This is a genomic window from Citrobacter cronae (genome assembly GCF_016893685.1).
Lineage (GTDB): Bacteria > Pseudomonadota > Gammaproteobacteria > Enterobacterales > Enterobacteriaceae > Citrobacter > Citrobacter werkmanii.
The window spans coordinates 3,344,473-3,366,791 of the sequence record NZ_CP069763.1 but is presented as its reverse complement, the minus strand read 5'-3'; the positions used below and the strand labels follow the sequence as shown (position 1 = coordinate 3,366,791).

The window sequence follows — 22,319 nt, the reverse complement described above, 5'->3', positions numbered from 1 at the left end:
ACAAAAAATGGCCAGCGGCGAATTGCCTAAAACCAGCTATAGTTTTGGTTTCTCACAGGGCATGATCGGCAACGTGCATTTTGTCACTATTCCGGCGAATGCTCGCGCCAGCGCCGGAGCAAAAGTCGTGGCAAACTTCCTGCTTTCTCCCGAAGCGCAGTTGCGTAAAGCTGACCCTGCTATCTGGGGAGACCCTTCGGTACTTGATCCGCAAAAACTGCCCAACGAACAGCGTAACGCACTGCTGGCGTACACCCCGCAAGGACTCCCTGCCGTACTGCCGGAACCACATGCTGCCTGGATAAATGCACTGGAACAAGAATGGCTACGCCGCTACGGTACGCATTAATTCTGTTGCTGTGGGGCATCATGACGGCAGTTTATCTGCCGCTGGTGCCAGCAACGTTCTCTCTGCTAGCCCCAGCGCTTCGCACCACGCACTGGCTGGCGCTCTTTGACGATCCTCAACTCTCGCAGGCGTTGCTGGCAACAGTGGTTTCCGTAAGCCTCGCGGCTCTGGGTGCCCTGACCATTACGCTGTTGGCGATCCTCTTTTTGTGGCCTGGCGCTGGTTGGGCGCGATTGTGCACGCGCCTGCCCTTGCTGCTGGCGATCCCGCACGTCGCATTCGCGACCAGCATGCTGTTGATTTTTGCCGAAGGCGGCATGCTCTGGCAGTGGCTGCCCTTTCTCAACGCGCAACCGGACCGCTATGGGGTTGGGCTTGGCATAACGCTGGCGGTGAAAGAGAGCGCCTTTTTGTTGTGGATCCTCTCAGCCCTGCTGAGTGAAAAACAACTTTCACAGCAGGTTATCGTCCTGGGTTCGCTGGGTTACAGCCGTTTGCAATGCCTGAACTGGCTGGTACTGCCCTCCATCGCTCCTGCGTTAGGCAAAGCCATGCTGGCCATCGTGGCCTGGTCACTCTCCGTTGTGGATGTGGCCATCGTCCTTGGCCCCGGCAATCCGCCCACGCTTGCTGTGCTGAGCTGGCAATGGCTCAGCCAGGGCGATGCCGAACAGCAGGCCAAAGGCGCACTCGCCAGCCTGCTGCTGGTGTTGCTGCTATTTATCTTCGCGCTGGTGGGCTATCTGTTCTGGCGTGGCTGGCGGCGCACAATTCCGTCAGTAAACGGAATACGCCTGCGTTTTTCGTCCACAACAATCGCATGGCCGCTGGTACAACTTTTGCCCATCAGCGGAGTAGTATGCACCCTGGTGCTGGCGCTTTCCGCCAACTCTTCATCGCTCAACAGCGACGCGCTCAGTAACAGTCTGCAACTGGGGCTCATCTCCAGCGTGCTGGGGTTACTGATGCTCTTTGCGTGGCTGGAATGGGGACCGCAAACCGGACACCGTTGGGTCTGGCTGCCCATTATCCTGCCCGCGCTGCCGCTGGTCACCGGACAGTATCTGTTGGCGTTATATACCGGACAAGATGGGCTGATGACGACCATCATCTGGGGCCACCTGCTGTGGGTGATGCCGTGGATGCTGTTTGTGCTCAAACCAGCGTGGCAACGCATTGACCCACGATTGATTTTGATTGCACAAACGCTGGGCTGGACACGAGGTCGCATATTTTGGCGGGTAAAATGCCCGTTGCTGTTACGCCCGGCACTGGTCGCCTTCGCGGTTGGCTTCTCGGTCAGTATTGCCCAATATATGCCAACGCTATGGTTAGGGGCCGGACGCTATCCCACCCTGACCACCGAGGCGGTGGCATTAAGCAGCGGCGGCAGCACGGCTGTTTTAGCGACACAGGCGCTATGGCAGCTTCTGTTACCGCTATTCGTTTTCGTACTGGCAGCGCTTTTCGCCGCGTGGCTTGGCCGCTTTCGACAAGGACTCCGTTAATGCTCATCGTTCAAAGCCTTTCAGTGAACCGGGGCGCGACAACGCTACTGAAAGATGTGAACTTCCAGGTTAGTAAAAGTGACATCGTCACTATTATGGGACCTTCCGGTAGTGGTAAGTCTTCGCTTTTTTCGTGGATGGTCGGCGCATTGTCTCCTCAGTTTCAGGCTTCAGGCGAACTGTGGCTCAACGAACGGCGTATAGACACGCTGCCCACCGCGCAGCGCCAGATTGGCATTCTGTTCCAGGATGCGTTGTTGTTTGACCATTTCAGCGTTGGGCAGAATTTACTGCTGGCCTTACCCGCCAGCCTGCAAGGATCCACCAGACGCCATACTGTTGAAAACGCCCTTACGCGCGCGGACCTGGCTGGATTTTATCATCGCGATCCGGCCTCGCTCTCCGGCGGCCAACGATCGCGTGTCGCCCTGCTGCGCGCCCTGCTGGCTCAGCCTCAGGCGCTGCTGCTCGATGAACCCTTTAGCAGACTGGATGCGTCGCTACGCGATACCTTTCGCCAGTGGGTCTTTACCGAGGTGCGCAAGCTGAATATTCCGGTGGTACAGGTTACGCATGACGCGCAGGATGTCCCGTCAGCAGGCCGTGTATTACAGATGGAAAACTGGGCGTGAATGTGGCGATATGCTGCGTTAACGCAAGGTTTTTACTTAACCGGCGGCACAGAATGTCGTCTTCTTTTTTCAACGTCGGGCTATTCGATGAAACGTGTTTCTCAAATGACCGCGCTGGCACTGGCTTTAGGGCTCGCTTGCGCTTCTTCCTGGGCTGCTGAAACAGCACAGACGCTCACCCTCAACCAGTTACAGCAAAAGCAAGGCGCGGCGATCGATACCCGTCAGAGCGCTTTTTACAACGGCTGGCCACAATCGCTCAATGGTCCTTCCGGACACGAACCCTCCGCACTGAATCTGTCTGCCGCCTGGCTCGACAAAATGAATGATGAACAACTCAATGCCTGGGTGAAGGCGCATCAGCTAAAAACCGATGCGCCGGTGGCGTTGTATGGTAGCGATAGCGAGATGCAGGCCGTTAAATCCCGCCTGCAGAAAGTCGGTTTTAGCCATATTTCAACCCTCAGCGACGCCCTTGCGGATCCTGGCCGCCTGCAACGTCTGCCGCACTTCGAACAACTGGTTTACCCGCAGTGGCTGCACGACCTGCAGCAGGGAAAAGAAGTGACCGCTAAACCTTCGGGTGACTGGAAAGTGATTGAAGCCGCCTGGGGCGCGCCGAAGCTGTATCTGCTCAGTCATATTCCCGGTGCAGGATACATTGATACCAACGAAGTCGAGAGCGAACCACTGTGGAATAAAGTTTCCGACGCGCAACTCAAAGCCATGCTGGCAAAACATGGTATTCGCCACGACACCACGGTGATTTTATACGGTCGTGATGTCTATGCCGCCGCGCGCGTGGCGCAAATCATGTTGTATGCAGGCGTGAAAGATGTGCGTCTGCTCGACGGCGGGTGGCAAACCTGGTCAGATTCAGGTTTACCGGTGGAACGCGGAACGCCGCCGACGGTGAAAGCGGCTCCTGATTTTGGCGTTGCTATCCCTGCCCAACCACAACTGATGCTGAATACGGAACAGGCTCGCGGCCTGCTGCATCGCCAGGATGCGTCGCTGGTCAGCATCCGCTCGTGGCCTGAGTTTATTGGTACCACCAGCGGCTATAGCTACATCAAGCCAAAAGGTGAGATCGCAGGCGCACGCTGGGGCCACGCGGGGAGTGATTCCACGCATATGGAAGATTTCCATAACCCGGACGGCACCATGCGCAGCGCGGATGATATCGCCGCCATGTGGAAACAGTGGAATATCACGCCAGACCAGCAGGTTTCTTTCTACTGCGGCACCGGCTGGCGTGCTTCAGAAACGTTTATGTATGCCCGCGCGATGGGCTGGAAAAACGTCTCTGTTTACGACGGTGGCTGGTATGAGTGGAGCAGCAATCCGAAAAACCCGGTCGCCAGCGGTGAACGGGGTCCGGACAGCAGCAATTAAGATTGGCATTATTGCCGGATAAGCGCATCCGGCAACACAAGACATTACGCCTGACGCTGAACCGCTTTCAGCGTCAGATATCCGCTCCAGATCCGAATGAACGTCGTCATCCAGCACAGCGCGCCAAAGACCCACGCCAGCACGGCAAAAGATTCCGGGAACAAACAGCCCAAAACAAACAGCAAAATAGTCTCAGTGCCTTCGGTTAGCCCCCCCAGATAATAAAACGATTTATGCGCGTAGCCTGGGTTATTAATATCGTGTTTCGCTGCCAGGGCCGCGAAGGCGAGGAAGCTGCTGCCAGTGCCAATAAACGCAAACAACAGCCAGCCCCCAGCCAGTGCATTCTGCGCAGGTGCGGCAAGAATAAAACCAAACGGTACTAAGGCGTAAAACAGAAAATCGAGTGAGATATCGAGAAATCCTCCCGCGTCGGTTAGCCCTCTGCGCCGCGCCAGCGCCCCGTCCAGCCCGTCAAACAAGCGATTAAGCACAATGACCACCAGCGCCGCCAGATACCAGCCTAACGCCAGAAATGGCAGGGCCAACACGCCAATAGCAAAACCAACCAGCGTCAGGCCATCCGGGGTAATCGCAGGTTTATCAATAATGCCCACACAGCGATGCAACAGCGGTTTTAACCGTGGATGAAGATGACGGTCAAGCATGCGGGCGTCCTTTAAAACTGTCGCACAATCCTTGCGCAGGAATATCGAGGGCGGCATTAAAACGCGCCGAGAGATTTTGAAACGCAATCAGCGCGGTCATTTCAGTAATGACGTCATCGGTAAAATGCTGCTTCATTTGCGTTTTCAGCGCATCGTCAACCTGCGGTGGCGTGGCGGTCACCGCATCCGCATAGGCCAGCGCTATGCGCTCTTCTGCGTTAAACAGCGCTGATTCTTGCCAGTTGGCGACCTGCAAGACTTTATCCAGCGCGCCACAGCGTTCCGCCAGCCGTAAGCTGTTGGCATCAACACAGAAGGCGCAATGACATACCTGAGAAACGCGGGTCATTAACAATGCGCGCATCACCGGCGTTAAGCGCGCCTTTTTACGCTCCAGAAACCCGACAAACAGCGCCACCAGCCAAAACAGAAACGGCATCCGCCCCCACCAACGCGTGGGATGCAGCACATCGCCATAATGTTTTTTCTGCGTCGCGACGAGCGGTTGCAAACTGGAGGGAATACGCGTTAACGGACTTACCCACGAGTGAGGATCGTTCAACGATGACTCCTGAATACTTTAGATAACTCAAAGATAAATATAGTATGTCATTTTCTGCTGTTAGATCTTGATGAATATGATGAAAACCCTCGACGTGGTCGCCGCTATCATTGAACGTGATGGCAAAATTTTACTGGCTCAGCGTTCGCCGGATGCGGATCAGCCAGGCATGTGGGAATTTGCTGGCGGTAAAGTTGAGTCGGGCGAAAGTCAGTCTCAGGCTCTGGTGCGTGAACTGCGTGAAGAATTAGGCATCGACGCAGTCGTTGGGCGCTATATCGCCAGCCATCAACGTGAGGTTTCAGGCCGGCTGATTCATTTACATGCCTGGCATGTACCGTCTTTTCAGGGAGAACTGAATGCGTATGAACATCAGGATATTGTCTGGTGTTCACCCGAAGAGGCGCGGCGTTATCCGCTGGCGCCTGCCGATATCCCACTGTTAGAAGCCTTTATTCTTTTACGCGCCGCCAGACCAGCGGATTCGTGCTGATCGTTTTATCATCGCGCTGGCACTGAAGCAGTACACCATCCGCTTTAATCACCGCCCCTTCGGAATAGTTTTGATCCTGGTAAATACAGCACTGACTACAGGGCTGCACTCGCTGCCCGCTGGAACTGAACACTTCCGGCGGCACATTCACCTGCACATCCGGGCGATAAAGCTGATTTGCCAGCGTCGCGCTGGACACCAATACCAACGCTCCTGCCATGATTAAACGGCGCATATTCTTTCCTTTGTGACTGACAGTTATGCTCAGTATAACGGTATAAATCGGCAGAAACTTTAGTCCCTCCCGTCATCGTTTTTGGTTATGACCCACGCCACGATATTAATTTACTTAGCGGGGTTAATTTTTTCTTGCGTCCCGTCACGCTGCTGGTGGTATAGTCAAAAACTGCAAAACACTTAACACAAATATCAAAAATATAACCATATCAATACATAAGAGGTTTTTATATCTATGGATCAGACATGTTCTCTGGAGTCGTTTCTTAACCATGTACAAAAGCGCGACCCAAACCAAACCGAGTTCGCGCAAGCCGTTCGTGAGGTAATGACGACACTGTGGCCCTTCCTTGAGCAAAACCCACGTTATCGCCAAATGTCGCTGCTGGAGCGTCTGGTTGAGCCGGAGCGCGTGATCCAGTTCCGCGTAGTCTGGCTCGACGATCGTAATCAGGTACAGGTTAACCGTGCGTGGCGCGTGCAGTTTAGCTCAGCCATTGGCCCATACAAAGGCGGTATGCGTTTCCACCCTTCCGTAAACCTGTCGATCCTGAAATTCCTCGGTTTCGAGCAGACCTTTAAAAATGCCCTCACCACGCTGCCGATGGGCGGGGGTAAAGGCGGGAGTGACTTCGACCCGAAAGGTAAAAGCGAAGGTGAAGTGATGCGTTTCTGCCAGGCGCTGATGACCGAGTTGTTCCGCCATTTAGGTCCCGATACCGACGTTCCGGCGGGCGATATCGGCGTGGGTGGTCGTGAAGTCGGCTTTATGGCCGGGATGATGAAAAAACTGTCCAACAACAGCGCCTGCGTCTTTACCGGTAAAGGTCTCTCTTTCGGCGGCAGCCTGATCCGCCCGGAAGCGACCGGCTATGGCCTGGTGTACTTCACCGAAGCGATGCTTAAACGTCATGGCCTCAGCTTTGAAGGCATGCGCGTGGCGGTCTCTGGCTCCGGTAACGTTGCACAATTCGCCATTGAGAAAGCCATGGAATTTGGCGCCCGGGTGGTGACCGCTTCCGACTCCAGCGGCACAGTGGTCGACGAAAGTGGATTTACCAAAGAAAAACTGGCGCGTCTGTGCGCGATCAAAGACAGCCGTGACGGTCGCGTGGCGGATTACGCCCGTGAGTTTGGCCTGACCTATCTCGAAGGCAAGCAGCCGTGGTCGGTTCCGGTCGATATCGCCCTGCCGTGCGCCACCCAGAACGAACTTGATGTCGACGCGGCGCGCGTACTGATCGCCAACGGCGTGAAAGCTGTCGCCGAAGGGGCCAACATGCCGACAACCATCGAAGCCACCGACATGTTCCTCGAAGCGGGCGTTCTGTTCGCGCCGGGTAAAGCCGCCAACGCCGGTGGCGTAGCAACCTCCGGTCTGGAAATGGCGCAAAACGCCGCTCGTCTGGGCTGGAAAGCGGAGAAAGTGGACGCGCGCCTGCACCACATCATGCTGGATATTCACCATGCCTGCGTTGAATACGGCGGCGAAAGCAAACAAACCAACTACGTACGTGGCGCCAATATCGCGGGCTTCGTGAAGGTTGCCGACGCGATGCTGGGACAGGGTGTGATTTAATATTGTCTCTGTAGAACCGTAGGCCGGATAAGGCACGGGTGCCGCATCCGGCAAAGCCTGATGGCGCTACGCTTATCAGGCCTACAGACTTACACGCCTGCCTCTTCGGATGGCGGGCTTTTTTTCGCCGGGCGTTTACGCGGCGCGCTCTTTTTCTTATCGCCACCACTGCCACCCGGCGCGACAATTCCCCGGAAGCGCCGTACCGGCGTACTGCGCGCCTGATCGATGAGCTGATACAGCGTTCCCACCAGAGGCTGCATGAAATCCTGATAACGACACTGTTTTTCGCTGATTTGGGTCAGAATAGATTCCCAGTGCGCGGTCATATCCGGACGCGTCGCCATTTCCGGCAGAGAGTGAAACAGCGCTTTTCCGGCATCGGTCGAATGGATATAGCGCCCTTTTTTCACCAGGAATCCGCGTTTAAACAGCAGCTCGATAATCCCGGCGCGCGTCGCTTCCGTACCTAATCCATCCGTGGCGCGCAGGATCTTTTTCAGATCTTTATCCTGCACAAAGCGCGCAATCCCGGTCATCGCTGACAGCAACGTCGCATCGGTAAAATGGCGTGGCGGCTGAGTCTGACGTTCAACCACTTCGCCTTTTTCGCACAGCAATTCATCGTCTTTAGCCACCACCGGCAACGGCGTCCCGTCGTTATCTTCATCGCGCTCCTTATTGCCAAGCAGCGTGCGCCATCCGGCCTCCGCCAGAAAACGCGCTTTGGCGACAAACTTGCCTTTGGCAATATCCAGCTCAATAACGCACTTGCGGAATACCGCATCCGCACAAAACTGCATCAGATACTGACGGGCAATCAGGTTGTAAATTTTCGCTTCGTTGTCATTCAGGTTGATGGACGAACTGCGCGCGGTAGGAATGATGGCGTGGTGGGCATCCACCTTTTTATCGTCCCAGCAGCGGTTTCGCGTATCGGGATCCACCGCGGGTTGCGGAAGCAGATCCGGCGCATGAACGCTAATTGCGTTCATTACCGCATGACGGCCGGCAAAATGTTCTTCCGGCAGATAACGGCTATCCGAACGCGGATAGGTAATCAGTTTATGGGTTTCATACAGTTTCTGGCAGATATCCAGAACGTTCTGCGCGCTCAAACCAAAGCGTTTCGCCGCTTCAATCTGCAACGCCGACAGCGAAAACGGCAGCGGCGCGGATTCTGATTCCCGTTTATCGTTATAGCTGGTAACGAGCGCCGGCTGCCCGCTAATACGGTTCACCACGTGTTCGGCCAGCGTACGATTCAGCAAGCGCCCTTCTTCGTCCTGATACGGCTCACATGCTTCGCTGGGCTGCCAGATAGCGGTAAACCGCTCATCGGCGGGCGTCACGATATGCGCTTTCACTTCAAAGAAATCTTTGGCGACGAAGTTTTCAATCTCTTCATCGCGACGCACAACCAGGCCGAGCACCGGCGTCTGTACGCGCCCGACCGAGAGCACACCCTGATAGCCTGCGTTTCGCCCAAGAATGGTGTAAGCACGGGTCATATTGATGCCGTACAGCCAGTCTGCCCGCGCCCGCGCCAGGGCCGACACGCACAGCGGGATGAACTCACTGTTGGCCCGCAGTCGCTCAATAGCCCGTTCAACGGCCTGCGGGTTGAGGTCGTTAATCAGACAACGTTGCACCTGCTGGCGCTTTTCGGGAGCCAGTTGCAGGTAATCAAGCACTTCATCCACCAGCAGTTGTCCTTCACGATCGGGGTCTCCTGCGTGAATAACCTCGCTGGCTTCATGTAAAAAGCGCTTGATAACGTTGAGCTGTTTGGTCACCGAAGGACGTGGCTGCAGTTGCCACTTTTCCGGGACAATCGGCAGATCGACCAGACTCCAGCGCGCATAACGGCTGTCGTAGGCGTCTGGCTGCGCCTGTTCAAGCAGGTGACCAATACACCAGGTCACCACTTGTCCGTTTCCGCATTCAATAAAGCCGTCACCTTTGCGATGCGGCTTTGGCAGCACATCGGCGATAGCGCGCGCCAGACTCGGTTTTTCGGCAATAAACAACCGCATCGAGTTAACGGATCTCAACCATGGCGCGACCGCCACGAGCTTCCACTAACTCACCAATCGCAGTGAGATCGATACCAAACTGCGCCGCTGCCGCTTTCACTTCGGCCTCCGCTTGTGGCGTTACCGCCAGCAGCAAACCGCCGGAAGTTTGCGGATCGCAGAGCAGGTCGCGAACCGGCTGCGGCATTTCACCCATCAGGTGTCCGTAGCTGGCAAAGTTACGCTGGGTACCGCCCGGCACCGCGCCCTGCGCGATGTACTCTTCAACGCCAGGAAGCTTAGGAATATCCTGGTAGACAATCTGCGCCTGAATGCCTGCGCCCTGACACATCTCGCTCAGATGTCCCAGCAGACCAAAACCGGTAACGTCGGTCATGGCTTTCACGCCATCGATATCGGCAAATGCCGCACCGGCAATATTCATCCGGCACATCACTTCCGTCGCCAGCCCTTTGTGCTCCGGCTTCAGCAGCGATTTTTTCTCTGCGGTTGTCAGGACGCCAATGCCCAGAGGTTTGGTCAGGAACAGCTTGCATCCCGCCTCGGCGGTGCTGTTTTTCTTCACGCGTTCAGTCGGCACAACGCCGGTAACCGCAAGACCGAAGATAGGCTCAGGAGCATCGATAGAGTGACCGCCCGCCAGCGCGATACCCGCCTGACGGCAGGCAAAGCGTCCGCCTTCGGTCACTTCACGGGCGATTTCCGGCGCCAGCTTATCCAGCGGCCAGCCCAGAATAGCAATTGCCATAATCGGTTTGCCGCCCATAGCAAAAATATCGCTGATGGCGTTGGTGGCGGCAATACGGCCAAAATCAAACGGATTATCGACAATCGGCATAAAGAAATCGGTGGTGCTGATAACGCTGGTGCCATTACCCAAATCGTAGACAGCGGCGTCATCGCGGGTTTCATTACCCACGAGTAAGTTTGGATCAACGAACTTCGCCTGCTCGCTGTGCAGGATGGTTTCCAGCACTTTAGGGGAAATTTTACAACCGCAACCGGCTCCGTGGCTGTATTGCGTTAAACGAATAGCTTGCTCGCTCATGGACATCTCCTGTCATTGCAATTCGGATATGGTAGCGCTCATTCCATGATGTGGTAAGAGTGACTGTCTGAATTCAGGTGTCTTTGCTCATAATCCAGACAGTTTTGCCGTTGATATCAGAAATAACGAACAAAAGCGCTCGGATCGGCCAGGCTAATGGTCGTGGACGCTTTTAGCTGCGGCGTACCCAGATAGAGAAAACCGACGATCTTATCCTGCGGACGACAATCAAACGCTTCGCGAACTTCCGCGCTTTCCGTTAATGCGCCGCTACGCCAGATACCGCCAAAGCCCTGAGCAACAGCGGCCATCTGCATGGCCATTACCGCGCAACCGGCAGACATTTCCTGTTCCCACAGCGGAACCTTGTCGTTTTCTTCACATTTCGCGACGACGGTAATGATCAGCGGGGCGCGAAACGGCGCCGTCCGCGCTTTTTCCTGAGCTTTCTCGTCGCTGCCTGCGGCAATAGCGCCTTTTTCAAGCACGGCGCTAAAGCGCTCGCGCCCTTCGCCCTCAATGACAAAGAACTGCCACGGTTGCAGCGTTTTGTGGTCTGGCGCGCGCATTCCCGCCCGCAGAATGTTTTGCAGTTGCTCTCCCGCCGGTGCCGGTTCGACAAGACGAGAAGCGCTACGACGGGTGATGAGTAATTCGAGTGCATCCATTTGTTTAACTCCAACAATGAGATTTATTCACAAAATTAACACGTGAGCGGATTTTGTTACAGCACAGGCGGTGATTCCTGCTGACAAGTGCCCGTTGGGTCATTACGATAGCCACATCTTAACGCCTTTTTCGGGATAACCGGGTGGCGTGTTGTTAATCGGTAGGGAGAATACATGCGAACCCTGTGGCGATTTATTGCCGGATTTTTTAAATGGACATGGCGATTACTCAATTTCGTCCGTGAATTTGTGCTTAACCTGTTCTTTATCTTCTTGGTGCTGGTTGGCGTGGGGATCTGGATGCAGGTCAGTAGCAGCAACACCAGTGAACATGCTGAACGTGGCGCGCTGCTGTTGGATATCTCGGGCGTGATTGTCGACAAGCCTTCAAGCACCAGTCGCTTGAGCGCCATTGGTCGTCAGCTGTTTGGCGCCAGTTCTGACCGACTGCAGGAAAACTCCCTGTTTGATATCGTGAATACCATTCGCCAGGCGAAAGATGACCGCAACATCACCGGCATCGTGATGGATTTGAAAAACTTTGCCGGGGCCGACCAGCCGTCCATGCAGTACATCGGTAAAGCGCTGCGGGAATTCCGCGACAGCGGCAAACCGGTCTTTGCCGTGGGCGATAACTTCAGCCAGGGGCAATATTACCTCGCCAGTTTTGCCAACAAAATTTACCTTTCTCCGCAGGGTTCCGTTGATCTGCACGGTTTTGCCACTAACGGTCTATACTACAAGTCCCTGCTGGATAAACTGAAAGTCTCAACGCACGTGTTCCGCGTCGGTACCTATAAGTCTGCGGTAGAACCCTTCATCCGCGATGATATGTCCCCTGCCGCGCGCGAGGCCGATAGCCGCTGGATCGGCGAGCTGTGGCAGAACTATCTCGATACGGTAGCCGCAAACCGTCAGATCCCAGCCCAACAGGTGTTCCCCGGCGCGCAAGCGATGCTGGACGGTTTGACAAAAGTCGAGGGTGATACCGCAAAATACGCGCTCGACAACAAACTGGTGGATGCACTCGCCTCCAGCGCTGAAGTCGAAAAAATGCTGACCAAACAGTTCGGCTGGAGCAAAGCGGATAAAAACTTCCGCGCCGTCAGCTACTACGATTATTCGCTGAAAACCCCGGCGGATACCGGAGAGAGCATTGGCGTCATCTTCGCGAATGGCGCGATTATGGACGGTGAAGAAACCCCAGGGAATGTGGGCGGCGACACCACTGCCGCACAAATCCGCGAAGCGCGTCTTGATCCGAAGGTGAAAGCCATTGTTCTGCGAGTGAACAGTCCTGGCGGCAGCGTCAGCGCCTCCGAAGTGATCCGCGCTGAACTGGCTGCGGCCAAAGCAGCGGGCAAACCGGTCGTCGTGTCGATGGGCGGTATGGCGGCATCAGGCGGTTACTGGATCTCCACGCCAGCCAGTTACATTGTGGCTAACCCCAGCACACTGACCGGTTCAATCGGGATCTTTGGCGTGATCAACACCGTGGAAAACAGTCTGGATTCCATTGGCGTACATACCGACGGCGTAGCCACCTCCCCGCTGGCGGACATTTCCATCACTAAAGCGTTACCGCCTGAAGTACAGCAAATGATGCAACTGAGCATCGAGAACGGCTATAAGCGCTTTATCACGCTGGTCGCGAATGCACGTAAGACAACGCCAGAGCAGATTGACAAAATCGCTCAGGGCCACGTCTGGACCGGCCAGGATGCGAAAGCCAACGGTCTGGTCGACAGTCTGGGGGATTTTGACGACGCCGTCGCGAAAGCGGCTGAACTGGCCAAACTGAAACAATGGCACATTGAGTATTACCAGGACGAACCCACATTTGTGGATATGGTCATGGACAGTATGTCAGGTTCGGTTCGCGCCATGCTGCCCGCTGCCATTCAGGCAATGCTTCCGGCTCCGCTGGCTTCTGCGGCAAGTACGGTAAAAGCTGAAAGCGATAAGCTGGCCGCGTTTAACGATCCGCAAAACCGCTATGCGTTTTGCCTGACCTGCGCCAACGTTCGTTAACCGTCAAATGCTGCCCCGGATGGGGCAGCATTGATTCGGGTATTCCGACAATCCCCAGGCGTACAGCCAAATTCCCGACTAAACATGCGAATAAAGTGCGCGCAGTCGCTAAACCCCAGACGCAGCGCAATCTCCGTTACGCTCTCTCCAGAATTTATCAGCAGCCAATGGGCATAACGCAATCGGGCGCTACGGATAAACTCCCCCGGCGACTGAGAAAACTCAGCATTAAACAACCGGGTCAACTGCCGTGGACTCAGATTGACTTCTGCGGCAAGCCATTGGGTGGAGATAGGTTTAACCAACCCTTTCTCAATCAAAAATACGGCCTTACGTAAGCGGCTATCGCTCACATGCGTAAAGCCTATCGCTCTGGAAACCGCCACGGAAGTGCCGTCTATTCGGTTAGGCACTGACATCTGGAAAATGGCTTTTGTCGCTCTGTCGGGGCCACAGTGTCGGCGAATAAGCTCCGTCGCCAGTCCGATCGTTGAGATACCGCCCGGGCAAGTCAGTATCCCCTTTTCTTCATGGAAATCGACGCCGGTTCGGGCGGTCAACAGAGGAAATTGCGTCTTAAAATCGTTCAGATGCCAGGGATGAACCGCCGCAGTTAATCCCTGTAGAAAACCCTCCTGCGCCAGAACAAAGCTGCCCGTACAAACACCGACCAGCGGGATATTCCGCTGATGGGCAAGATGCAGATAACGCCGCGCGGCAGGGTCCGCTTTTGCCATACTGCGCAATAGCCCACCGATCACCACGATATAATCGAACTGTTCCGGGGTAACGAATGCGCTATCCGGCATCATCGCCATGCCCGAACTGCTTAAAACAGGCTGTTCTGGCGTAGCGCTCATCAGACGCCAGGAACAGCGGATCTTCTGACTGTCATCACCCATATCCGCCGCGTGACGCAGCGCATCCGTCAACCCCGCCAGTGCCAGTAAAGGAAATTCAGGCCATAGTACAATCCCGACATTTAATTGCGGCCTGAGGGGCATCGCTGTCTGGTTCGCATCAATGGCGGTGATAATATCGCGATCCGCTTTTCCACCTGGGGGCAACGCAATGTTGTTTTTCTTCACTTCAGGCTCCGGTTTAAACCCGGGCGATGGCGCAAAATTGCCCGGGACGGTAATGACACACAAAGCAATCCTGTCAGTATCAACAGCGCCCCTACGATAAACGCAGGCTGTAGCGATTCTCCCAGAAACATCACGCCGGCGATAATCCCCATCGCAGGCGTCATCAGAACCAGCGTTCCCAGCGAAGCAACATGATAATTACGCAGCAGAGTAAACCAGATTAGATAGCTTGAAAATGCGACGACCAGCGTCTGGAAAGTCAGACTAGCCATCAATGTCGAGGTCATATGTATCGTCGTTTCACCCAGCATCAAACCAATAAGCAATAACACAATACCGGTGATAGCGAGTTGATAAAACAACGTACACGATGAAGGAATGGTAGCAAGACGACTGCAGCGAATCACAACGCTGGACGTTCCCCAGGCAATGCCCGCAAACAGCCCGCACAAATCGCCTGTCAGACTCCACTGCGTATTCCCGTCATGCGCAACCCACATCACGGCGACGGCAATCCCGAAAAAGGCGATGCCCAACCCGCACCACTGCAGGCGGCTCAGGCGTTCCTCAGGCAAAATAATATGTAACCCGACAGCGGAAAACAACGGCGCGGTGTACAGATAAAGCGCCATATGAGAGGCAGTCGTCAGTGTTATTCCGACAGAAACCAACACGAACTCAAGCGCAAAAAGCAGCCCAACGATAGTACCCATTCTGGCAATACTGCGCTCACGCAGGCGGCCAAATATATTATCCCGGCGGTGAAAAAGCAGTCCAATCAGCAGCGCGGCGATTGCAGAACGCAACCCCACCTGAAGAAACGGCGACATATCATCAGCCGCGGATTTAATCGCAACCTGTTGACTGCCCCAGACACCGCAAATCACCACCATCAGCAAAATAGCGGCATTATCAATTCTCTTTCTGATCATTTCTCGATCCGTAAAAGTACGCGTAAAAGAAGGTCGATACTGTAGGACTGAGGGGGGAGAACCACACTGTATAATCGGGACAACGCACTGAACGTAAATGACATATTGATCAGACAACCGGTATGCGTCATTTGCGCTGTCTTTTTTCAGGAGGGACTTTATACTGCGCCTGTTCATGCACAACTTAATCTGTGACGCCCATGCAAAAGAAATCGATTTACGTTGCCTATACCGGCGGTACCATTGGTATGCAGCGCTCAGAACAGGGTTATATCCCCGTTTCTGGTCATCTTCAGCGCCAGCTGGCATTGATGCCAGAATTCCACCGCCCTGAGATGCCAGACTTCACCATCCATGAATACGATCCGCTGATGGACTCTTCCGATATGACGCCGGAAGACTGGCAGCATATTGCGGAAGACATTAAATCGCACTATGACGATTACGATGGTTTTGTCATTCTCCACGGCACCGACACCATGGCGTTTACCGCTTCGGCGCTCTCTTTCATGCTGGAGAATCTCGGCAAGCCGGTGATTGTGACAGGGTCACAAATACCACTGGCAGAATTACGCTCCGACGGACAAATTAATTTGCTGAATGCGCTCTACGTTGCAGCGAATTATCCGATTAACGAAGTGACCCTGTTCTTCAATAATCGACTGTTTCGCGGCAACCGTACTACCAAAGCGCATGCCGATGGTTTTGACGCCTTTGCCTCACCCAATCTTTCCCCTCTCCTGGAAGCGGGTATCCATATCCGTCGACTGGGAACACCACCTGCGCCACACGGTACGGGCGAACTGATTGTTCACCCTATCACGCCACAACCGATTGGCGTGGTGACTATTTATCCTGGGATTTCTGCGGATGTGGTACGCAACTTCTTGCGCCAGCCGGTTAAAGCGTTAATTTTACGCTCTTACGGCGTGGGCAATGCGCCGCAAAATAAAGAGTTTCTGCAAGAGCTTGAAGATGCCAGCTCACGCGGCATCGTAGTGGTTAACCTTACGCAGTGTATGTCCGGCAAGGTGAACATGGGGGGTTACGCGACGGGGAACGCGCTGGCGCATGCTGGCGTTATCGGCGGTGCGGATATGACGGTCGAAGCAACGCTCACCAAACTGCACTATTTGCTGAGTCAGGGGCTGGACACGCAGAGCATTCGTCAAGCAATGTCGCAAAACCTGCGTGGCGAGCTCACGCCAGACGAATAAAGGAGTCAATGCCCATGGCCCGAGCCTTACTGTTGGTCGATTTACAGAATGACTTTTGTGCCGGCGGCGCCCTCGCCGTCCCGCAAGGCGACAGCACCATCGATATTGCTAACCGCCTGATCGACTGGTGCGCCCCGCGCGGCGACACCGTCGTCGCCAGTCTGGACTGGCATCCGGCTAATCATGGTAGTTTTGCCAGCCAGCACCAGGTTGAACCTTACAGTCAGGGGCAACTGGACGGCCTGGCGCAGACGTTCTGGCCCGACCATTGCGTGCAAAACAGCGAAGGGGCAGCCCTGCATCCTTTGCTGAACCAGCGTGCGATTGCGCAAACCTTCACTAAGGGCGAAAACCCGCTGGTCGACAGTTATAGTGCGTTTTTTGATAATGGTCGTCGTCAGGCAACCGCACTGAACGCATGGCTGCTCGAACATCGCGTTGCCGAGCTCATCATCATGGGGCTGGCGACCGATTATTGCGTAAAATTTACCGTTCTGGATGCGCTCGATCTGGGTTACGCCGTCAGCGTCATTACCGACGGTTGTCGTGGCGTCAATATTCACCCCCATGACAGTGCAAACGCCTTTATGGAAATGGCGGCGGCGGGTGCGACGTTGTATACGCTGGATGACTGGCTGGAAACCCAACCGTAAGCGACGCCGACAGGATCGCTCCTGTCGGCACGTTATTTCAGGCCAGGGTTGAAATCTCTTCCAGAGAAACTTTGCGTGTTTCGATGCCAAAGCACAACAGAATCAGTGCGCAGAGCACCAGCATAACGCCCAGCACGATAAAGACAGTGGTCGAGCCGTAGCGTGTCAACAGAATAGCGACGCCATAAGGCGTAAATACCGCGACAATCCTGCCCACCGCATTCACGAAACCCGAACCACGCAATCTCAGATGTGTCGGCCACAACTCCGGGACATATACCGCAGAGGCAAAGCAAACATACATATACAGAAAAAAGATCATCACCAACCCGTAGCTCAAAATGGCCCACTCTTCAGTTTGAATCGAATAGAAATATCCGAGCAGCGCGATAATAACGAGTAAGAATGAACCAAACAGCCTCCGTGGAAAACGATCGATAATCATCGCGGCAATAAATATTCCAACGGGCGCGCCAATCATAATTATCGCGGTCATAAAGATAGACTTCGTCACATCGATTCCCGAATTAACAAAAATCGTTGGGATCCATACTGTGATGGTATAGAGCGAAATATTCATCGCGATAAGCACGGTGATCGCCACCAGCGTACAGCGCAACATCGGCCCCTTGAACAGTAGCCAAAATGAACCACTTTCCACGCCAGAGTGCACCGCCAGGCACTGGCTCTGACAGGAGGGTAAGGTGATATTTTTCTCTGTTTCAATCTGCGACTCCACCAGTATCAGGTGTTTTTCAGCTTCACTTCTCTGTCCCTTACCAGCCAGCCAACGGGGAGATTCGATAAAGTACTTTCCGGACAGATACCAGGCCAACAGCATTGTCGCGCCACCGAGCAGAAACATCACCCGCCAGCTTAACCAGGCAATAACCACGACGCCAACAGCCGCGGACAGCATCGGCGACCAGTTACCAACAAATGACAGGCGGGCAGACCACTTTCCACGTACTGCAGGCGGAATAAATTCGGTAAATGAAGCATAGCCCACCATAATCAGCGCCCCCATTCCGATCCCCATCAGGCAACGGAAAAAAATAAGCCAGTACATGTTGGGCACAAACGTTGCCGCGCAAGCAGAGACCCCAACAATCAGCAAATTAATGCGGAATGCCTTGCGTCGACCGAGATAATCACCAATAAAGCCCCCGGTTAGCGAACCGACAAAATAGCCAAACATCAGCGCCGAGGTAAATGCTGCGTTGAGATAATTGTTAGACCAACCAGTACTGACTAATTTTGCCAATACCACATTCCCGGAATAACTGAGGAAACCGGTGACTAATAAACTAAAACTAATAATGCCAAAAATACGAAAATGAAATCGCGATAAGGGTAAACGATCTAATCTTGCACCGATAGGGTCACATTGTTCCATCTGGATGCCTCAAATTCAACTAAATAGAAAGTATGGCGATCGCGGCAGTGGTAATTTTGCCGCGCCATCCATCATCATTAGATTTTTATGGCATTATCCAGGTACAAACTAAAATAATATCGACACGAGTAACGTTAAAATTAATAAACGAGTTGAATATTATTCTCTTTACAAAATGCAATCCACTCTGCACCCGGTGCCTTATTGGTTATAAGGTAGTTAATATGACTAAAGTCCACGAGCTGGACGAAAGCTTTACGATCAAACTTTGAGTGATCAACCAACAGGGCCACCTCAGTCGCCTGGCGGATCATGGTTTTTTTGATTTCCGCTTCTGCTTCGTTAGAGTCAAGCGCCCCACTTTGCATATCCAGACCTTTGCAGCTCATCACCATAATATCAACATGATAGCGACTAATGATCTCCTTGGTGATCCTTCCCTGCAACGACAACGTATTCTTATTCAGTTCGCCGCCAGTAGAAACGACGTTAATTTCTGACTGCGCCAGTTCATGAAATGCTTCAGCCGAGTTGGTTAGCAGCGTCAGATCGTTTCTTTCCTTTAACAGCTTTAATAATTCCATCGCCGTACTGCTGGAGTCAGCGGCCATTGTGGTCTTATTTTTAATAAACGGTAATGCATTACGAGCAATGATCTGCTTCTCTTCAAAAAAAGACTTTGCACGTTTATAAAAATGAATATTGTCAGACAACGCGGTGGTATTAAGTACCGCACCACCATATGTTCGGGTCAAAAAACCTTCATCTTCCAGCTTCTCGAGATCGCGGCGAATTGTTTCCTCAGTTACCTGAAAGATGGAACTTAAATTAGATACCGCCACTTTCTTATCATTAGCCACCATTTGCTTAATGGCCTGAATCCTGTCTTTTGCCGCCACGATGACACCTCTGTTTCCTGCAAAGTAATAATAAGACCCTAGTATCTCACAGGCTATGTTTATTTTCAAAAGAACATGTCTGAATCACAGATTTAGTACTCTTTTACACAGAAACAGAGGTCATTGCCAGCTGGGTTATTTTATATCCAACGCTTCTGCCATTTGTCTCATCAATGATGAATCGCCATCAGTCAGGGCAACGGTCAGCGCCTCGACGTTTTCGCGAACCTGTTCAGGCGCGGTCGCTCCGCTCAGTAAGGTGATTAAATCGCTTTGCTTCAAAATCCACGCCAACGCCAGCGCGGGGATCGTGCAACGGTATTTTTCACACAATGGTCGCCATTGCTCGAGCATATCAATCACCCGCAGCATATTTTCCCGTTGGAACCAGACTTTGTTGGCCCGTGCGCCGCCAGGAATATAATCCCGCGCGATTGTTCCAGTCAGTAAACCCTGTTCGAGCGGTGAATAAACCTGCACGACGATGCCATGCTGCTGACATAACGGCAACAACTCAGCTTCCAGTCCGCGATCAAGGATGCTGTACTTAGCCTGGATGATATCCAGCTCACCGTGTTTGAGATACTCCCTGATATGCCCTGCATCCACGTTGGCAGCACCGATAGATCGAATCTTGCCTTCTTTCTTAAGTGCGTTCAGCGTGTCTACGGTTTCCGCAATCGGTGTAAAACAGGGTTCGACCGATTGCCAGTGGGTCATATAGATATCAATGCTTTCTATACCCAACCTTTGCAAACTGGCATCGACCTCTTCACGAATCGACTCGGGCGTGAGGTTTTTATACAACTGGCGATCGCCCACTTTGTTAAAAAGGCTGCCTGTCCGCTCCCAGACAATGCCGCATTTAGTTTCAACCACGATATCTTTACGCGGTAACTTTTTCAGCGCCTGCCCAACAATGACTTCACTATTACCAAAGTTGTAGCCTGGAGCGGTATCAATCAGATTAATACCGCAGCGATGCGCCTCGACAATGGTATCGATACAAACCTGTAGATCGAGATCGCCGTTCCATGCCGGACCGCCGCCAATGGCCCATGTCCCTAATCCCATGCGGGAAAGCATAATATCCGTACTGCCTAAAGGAATCTTTTTCATCTGCCGTTATTACCCTTCATATTCATCAAGAAGTTGTTCAACCAGCTTTCTGTTTTTTACGCCCGTTGTGGCGCCCACGCTCAGTACCGATATTGCTGCCGTTGCGTTAGCAAACAGTGCGCACTCGCGCAGCGACTTGCCTTCAAGTAACGCGGAGATAAATCCCGAGGCAAAATTATCTCCCGCGCCGATGGTGTCGATAGCGGTAATTCCTGAAACCGCCGGGACCTCCATTTTCATATCGGTACGCTTGATAAAGCAGCCTCTTTTACCGGTCTTAATTACTACCGTTTTACGCCACAGCTCAGGAAACTGTCGGCAATTTCATCCAGCGTCTCTTTGCCGGTAAGCTGTTTTGCTTCCTCAAAATTAGGAAACAGATAGTCTACGTAGCTCAAAGCCTGGCGAATATCGTTCAGCGTTTCATTAAGTCGTGGCTTAATCATATCGGCACAAATAATTAACCGATGTTCTTTCGCCTGAGTGAAGATCGTCGTTAATGCTTCGCCGTCGAGTAGCGGGCTGTTAAAAATACTCGCCAGCGACAGCAGCTTTGCCTGAGAGAAGCGGTCAAAATCAACATCGTTTATATTCAGCTTCCACAGGCTACCATTGCGGTTGGTGACAAAGGTGCGTTCGCCATCAGCTGTAACCAAACCCACGTTAATAGAAGTATCAATATCCGCATCCTGTTTCAGACTTTGAATATCAATGTTCTCCCGACGACAGTGGTCGAGAATAAAATGACCTGCCGCATCATCCCCTACCCGACTAATTAACGCAGTACGATGCCCAAGGCGAGAAATAATAGTCGCTTCATTAATCGCGTCGCCCCCGGTGGTCATGGTAATACGTTCTAACGGATAAGAATCTACATCAAAGATATTTTTACTCACTGGCTGTAAGGGGATATCAACAATTGCAGCCCCTATACAAATAACCTCGATATTATCCATATTGTCATTCCGCTTTACCGTCAGAGCCAAACAGTTTGATTTTTTCCAACGCTCGCTCTTTTACTGCTTTACGAACTTCACGTTCAACATGCAGGAATGGCTGGTTCTGGTTCTCCTGCACCGCCACCATTGCCGCCTGACACAGTTCGGTATGAATATTGATTTTAGAGATGCCTAATGAGATGGCTTTTTTAATATCCGCATCGCTAATGCCGGATGCCCCGTGCAGCACCAGCGGAACAGAAACCGCTCGGCGTACGCGCTCAACCACCTCGAAATTGAGTTTCGGCTCGGAGGTATATACGCCATGCTGGTTGCCAATCGCCACCGCCAGAGAGTCACAGCCGGTACGCTCGACAAATTCCGCCGCCTGGCTCGGGTCGGTATAGTGATAACCCGCCAGCGCCTCTTCGTAGACCGTCTCATTGCCCACGTGGCCCAGCTCCGCTTCGACCGGAATGCCTAACGGATGAAAGAAGTCCACAGCCTCTTTGGTCAGACGAATATTCTCTTCAAAATCAAAGGCGGAGGCATCGCGCATCAGAGAGTTCATGCCATGAACCCAGGCGTTGTGAATAATCTCCATGCTACGTCCGTGATCCCAATGAGTAATAACCGGTACCGAGGCCTTTTTCGCCATCGAAACCATCATGTGCGAAAAATCTTCAAACGAGGTATTCCCCACAAATCCGGTGCCAAAAGAGATAATTACCGGCGATTTAGCCTCTTCTGCCGCATCAATGACCCCCATTAGCATTTCCGCATTCCACACGTTAAAGTGAGCAATCGCATAATGTTTATTCTGAGCATCGTTTTCCCAATATTTAATATCTGCCAGCATGGTGTTTCTCCC

General features: G+C 53.2%; 20 protein-coding genes and 2 pseudogenes. 9 read left to right on the top strand and 13 right to left on the bottom strand.

The features are described from left to right. The 4 genes and pseudogenes from JSN25_RS14600 to JSN25_RS14585 form a co-directional block, all read left to right on the top strand. A pseudogene (locus tag JSN25_RS14600) lies at positions 1–349 on the top strand (ABC transporter substrate-binding protein); the annotation flags it as partial. Further along, on the top strand, positions 322–1,857 hold the full coding sequence (locus JSN25_RS14595) for an ABC transporter permease family protein (RefSeq protein WP_204525056.1): 1,536 nt from the start codon (positions 322–324) through the stop codon (positions 1,855–1,857). The pseudogene JSN25_RS14600 and the gene JSN25_RS14595, both read left to right, overlap by 28 nt. Next, positions 1,857–2,489 carry an ATP-binding cassette domain-containing protein gene (locus tag JSN25_RS14590; RefSeq protein ID WP_150344959.1) on the top strand — a complete coding sequence of 211 codons (633 nt, stop codon included), beginning with the start codon at positions 1,857–1,859 and terminating at the stop codon, positions 2,487–2,489. Before JSN25_RS14595 ends, JSN25_RS14590 begins: the two co-directional genes overlap by 1 nt. An 87-nt stretch (positions 2,490–2,576) precedes the next feature. After that, on the top strand, positions 2,577–3,884 hold the full coding sequence (locus JSN25_RS14585) for a sulfurtransferase (protein WP_121530005.1): 1,308 nt from the start codon (positions 2,577–2,579) through the stop codon (positions 3,882–3,884). A gap of 44 nt (positions 3,885–3,928) precedes the next feature. On the opposite strand, the gene JSN25_RS14580 is transcribed toward JSN25_RS14585, so the two are convergent. After that, entirely contained in the window at positions 3,929–4,552 is a 624-nt protein-coding gene (locus JSN25_RS14580; RefSeq protein ID WP_204525055.1) for a CDP-alcohol phosphatidyltransferase family protein, read from the bottom strand. Beyond that, positions 4,545–5,114, bottom strand: a complete 570-nt coding sequence (locus JSN25_RS14575) for a carboxymuconolactone decarboxylase family protein (RefSeq protein WP_069324284.1) — start codon at positions 5,112–5,114, stop codon at positions 4,545–4,547. Before JSN25_RS14575 ends, JSN25_RS14580 begins: the two co-directional genes overlap by 8 nt. Before the next feature lie 79 nt (positions 5,115–5,193). Here JSN25_RS14575 and JSN25_RS14570 point away from each other — a divergent pair, with 79 nt between their 5' ends. Further along, positions 5,194–5,607: a pyrimidine (deoxy)nucleoside triphosphate diphosphatase gene (locus tag JSN25_RS14570; protein WP_204525729.1), complete on the top strand. Its 414-nt coding sequence runs from the start codon at positions 5,194–5,196 to the stop codon at positions 5,605–5,607. Here JSN25_RS14570 and JSN25_RS14565 read toward each other — a convergent pair. Then, entirely contained in the window at positions 5,567–5,842 is a 276-nt protein-coding gene (locus JSN25_RS14565; RefSeq protein ID WP_159121284.1) for a YnjH family protein, read from the bottom strand. The genes JSN25_RS14570 and JSN25_RS14565 overlap by 41 nt on opposite strands. Positions 5,843–6,079: 237 nt before the next feature. Between JSN25_RS14565 and gdhA the strand changes: the two genes are divergently transcribed. Further along, positions 6,080–7,423 (top strand): NADP-specific glutamate dehydrogenase, encoded by a 1,344-nt coding sequence (gene gdhA / locus JSN25_RS14560; RefSeq protein ID WP_204525054.1) that lies wholly within the window; start codon positions 6,080–6,082, stop codon positions 7,421–7,423. Positions 7,424–7,512: 89 nt separating this feature from the next. Here gdhA and topB read toward each other — a convergent pair whose 3' ends face one another. From topB to JSN25_RS14545, 3 genes are all read right to left on the bottom strand, one after another. Beyond that, a complete protein-coding gene (gene topB / locus JSN25_RS14555; RefSeq protein WP_038640087.1) occupies positions 7,513–9,459 on the bottom strand; it encodes a DNA topoisomerase III in 1,947 nt (648 codons plus the stop codon). Positions 9,460–9,463: 4 nt separating this feature from the next. Then, positions 9,464–10,507: a selenide, water dikinase SelD gene (gene selD / locus JSN25_RS14550; RefSeq protein WP_204525053.1), complete on the bottom strand. Its 1,044-nt coding sequence runs from the start codon at positions 10,505–10,507 to the stop codon at positions 9,464–9,466. A gap of 116 nt (positions 10,508–10,623) precedes the next feature. Next, entirely contained in the window at positions 10,624–11,175 is a 552-nt protein-coding gene (locus JSN25_RS14545; RefSeq protein ID WP_038640085.1) for an NAD(P)H nitroreductase, read from the bottom strand. 174 nt (positions 11,176–11,349) lie between these two features. Here JSN25_RS14545 and sppA point away from each other — a divergent pair, with 174 nt between their 5' ends. Further along, on the top strand, positions 11,350–13,206 hold the full coding sequence (gene sppA, locus JSN25_RS14540; RefSeq protein WP_087856720.1) for a signal peptide peptidase SppA: 1,857 nt from the start codon (positions 11,350–11,352) through the stop codon (positions 13,204–13,206). On the opposite strand, the gene JSN25_RS14535 is transcribed toward sppA, so the two are convergent. After that, complete coding sequence (locus tag JSN25_RS14535; protein WP_038640083.1) at positions 13,203–14,294, bottom strand: GlxA family transcriptional regulator; 1,092 nt, start codon at positions 14,292–14,294, stop codon at positions 13,203–13,205. The genes sppA and JSN25_RS14535 overlap by 4 nt on opposite strands. Beyond that, positions 14,291–15,226 carry a DMT family transporter gene (locus tag JSN25_RS14530; RefSeq protein WP_233638417.1) on the bottom strand — a complete coding sequence of 312 codons (936 nt, stop codon included), beginning with the start codon at positions 15,224–15,226 and terminating at the stop codon, positions 14,291–14,293. The genes JSN25_RS14535 and JSN25_RS14530 overlap by 4 nt, the downstream gene beginning before the upstream one ends. 200 nt (positions 15,227–15,426) lie before the next feature. Between JSN25_RS14530 and ansA the strand changes: the two genes are divergently transcribed. Both ansA and pncA read left to right on the top strand, forming a co-directional pair. Continuing rightward, the gene (ansA, locus tag JSN25_RS14525) at positions 15,427–16,443 is read left to right on the top strand and encodes an asparaginase (RefSeq protein WP_038640081.1); all 1,017 of its coding nucleotides are present in this window, start codon (positions 15,427–15,429) and stop codon (positions 16,441–16,443) included. 14 nt (positions 16,444–16,457) lie between these two features. Next, positions 16,458–17,096: a bifunctional nicotinamidase/pyrazinamidase gene (pncA, locus tag JSN25_RS14520; RefSeq protein ID WP_085049512.1), complete on the top strand. Its 639-nt coding sequence runs from the start codon at positions 16,458–16,460 to the stop codon at positions 17,094–17,096. Between the two features lie 37 nt (positions 17,097–17,133). Here the strand turns inward: pncA and JSN25_RS14515 are convergent, their stop codons facing one another. From JSN25_RS14515 to JSN25_RS14495, 5 genes and pseudogenes are all read right to left on the bottom strand, one after another. Further along, entirely contained in the window at positions 17,134–18,492 is a 1,359-nt protein-coding gene (locus tag JSN25_RS14515; RefSeq protein WP_069324290.1) for an MFS transporter, read from the bottom strand. Between the two features lie 140 nt (positions 18,493–18,632). Further along, positions 18,633–19,391 (bottom strand): DeoR/GlpR family DNA-binding transcription regulator, encoded by a 759-nt coding sequence (locus JSN25_RS14510; RefSeq protein WP_032943120.1) that lies wholly within the window; start codon positions 19,389–19,391, stop codon positions 18,633–18,635. Positions 19,392–19,526: 135 nt separating this feature from the next. Further along, on the bottom strand, positions 19,527–20,510 hold the full coding sequence (gene ydjG / locus JSN25_RS14505) for an NADH-dependent methylglyoxal reductase (protein ID WP_087856723.1): 984 nt from the start codon (positions 20,508–20,510) through the stop codon (positions 19,527–19,529). Between the two features lie 9 nt (positions 20,511–20,519). Next, positions 20,520–21,466, bottom strand: a pseudogene (locus JSN25_RS14500) (carbohydrate kinase family protein). Positions 21,467–21,470: 4 nt separating this feature from the next. Then, positions 21,471–22,307, bottom strand: coding sequence for a ketose-bisphosphate aldolase (locus JSN25_RS14495; RefSeq protein ID WP_038640077.1), 837 nt, complete (start codon positions 22,305–22,307; stop codon positions 21,471–21,473). Positions 22,308–22,319: the final 12 nt, after the last annotated feature.

Excerpts from the sequence above, each read along its gene's own strand:
- JSN25_RS14530 (WP_233638417.1), bottom strand. The coding sequence starts at position 15,226 with ATGATCAGAAAGAGAATTGATAATGCCGCTATTTTGCTGATGGTGGTG.
- JSN25_RS14515 (WP_069324290.1), bottom strand. The coding sequence starts at position 18,492 with ATGGAACAATGTGACCCTATCGGTGCAAGATTAGATCGTTTACCCTTA.
- topB (WP_038640087.1), bottom strand. The coding sequence starts at position 9,459 with ATGCGGTTGTTTATTGCCGAAAAACCGAGTCTGGCGCGCGCTATCGCC.
- pncA (WP_085049512.1), top strand. The coding sequence starts at position 16,458 with ATGGCCCGAGCCTTACTGTTGGTCGATTTACAGAATGACTTTTGTGCC.
- ydjG (WP_087856723.1), bottom strand. The coding sequence starts at position 20,510 with ATGAAAAAGATTCCTTTAGGCAGTACGGATATTATGCTTTCCCGCATG.
- sppA (WP_087856720.1), top strand. The coding sequence starts at position 11,350 with ATGCGAACCCTGTGGCGATTTATTGCCGGATTTTTTAAATGGACATGG.
- JSN25_RS14565 (WP_159121284.1), bottom strand. The coding sequence starts at position 5,842 with ATGCGCCGTTTAATCATGGCAGGAGCGTTGGTATTGGTGTCCAGCGCG.
- selD (WP_204525053.1), bottom strand. The coding sequence starts at position 10,507 with ATGAGCGAGCAAGCTATTCGTTTAACGCAATACAGCCACGGAGCCGGT.
- JSN25_RS14585 (WP_121530005.1), top strand. The coding sequence starts at position 2,577 with ATGAAACGTGTTTCTCAAATGACCGCGCTGGCACTGGCTTTAGGGCTC.
- JSN25_RS14590 (WP_150344959.1), top strand. The coding sequence starts at position 1,857 with ATGCTCATCGTTCAAAGCCTTTCAGTGAACCGGGGCGCGACAACGCTA.
- ansA (WP_038640081.1), top strand. The coding sequence starts at position 15,427 with ATGCAAAAGAAATCGATTTACGTTGCCTATACCGGCGGTACCATTGGT.
- JSN25_RS14545 (WP_038640085.1), bottom strand. The coding sequence starts at position 11,175 with ATGGATGCACTCGAATTACTCATCACCCGTCGTAGCGCTTCTCGTCTT.
- gdhA (WP_204525054.1), top strand. The coding sequence starts at position 6,080 with ATGGATCAGACATGTTCTCTGGAGTCGTTTCTTAACCATGTACAAAAG.
- JSN25_RS14595 (WP_204525056.1), top strand. The coding sequence starts at position 322 with ATGGCTACGCCGCTACGGTACGCATTAATTCTGTTGCTGTGGGGCATC.
- JSN25_RS14580 (WP_204525055.1), bottom strand. The coding sequence starts at position 4,552 with ATGCTTGACCGTCATCTTCATCCACGGTTAAAACCGCTGTTGCATCGC.
- JSN25_RS14495 (WP_038640077.1), bottom strand. The coding sequence starts at position 22,307 with ATGCTGGCAGATATTAAATATTGGGAAAACGATGCTCAGAATAAACAT.
- JSN25_RS14570 (WP_204525729.1), top strand. The coding sequence starts at position 5,194 with ATGAAAACCCTCGACGTGGTCGCCGCTATCATTGAACGTGATGGCAAA.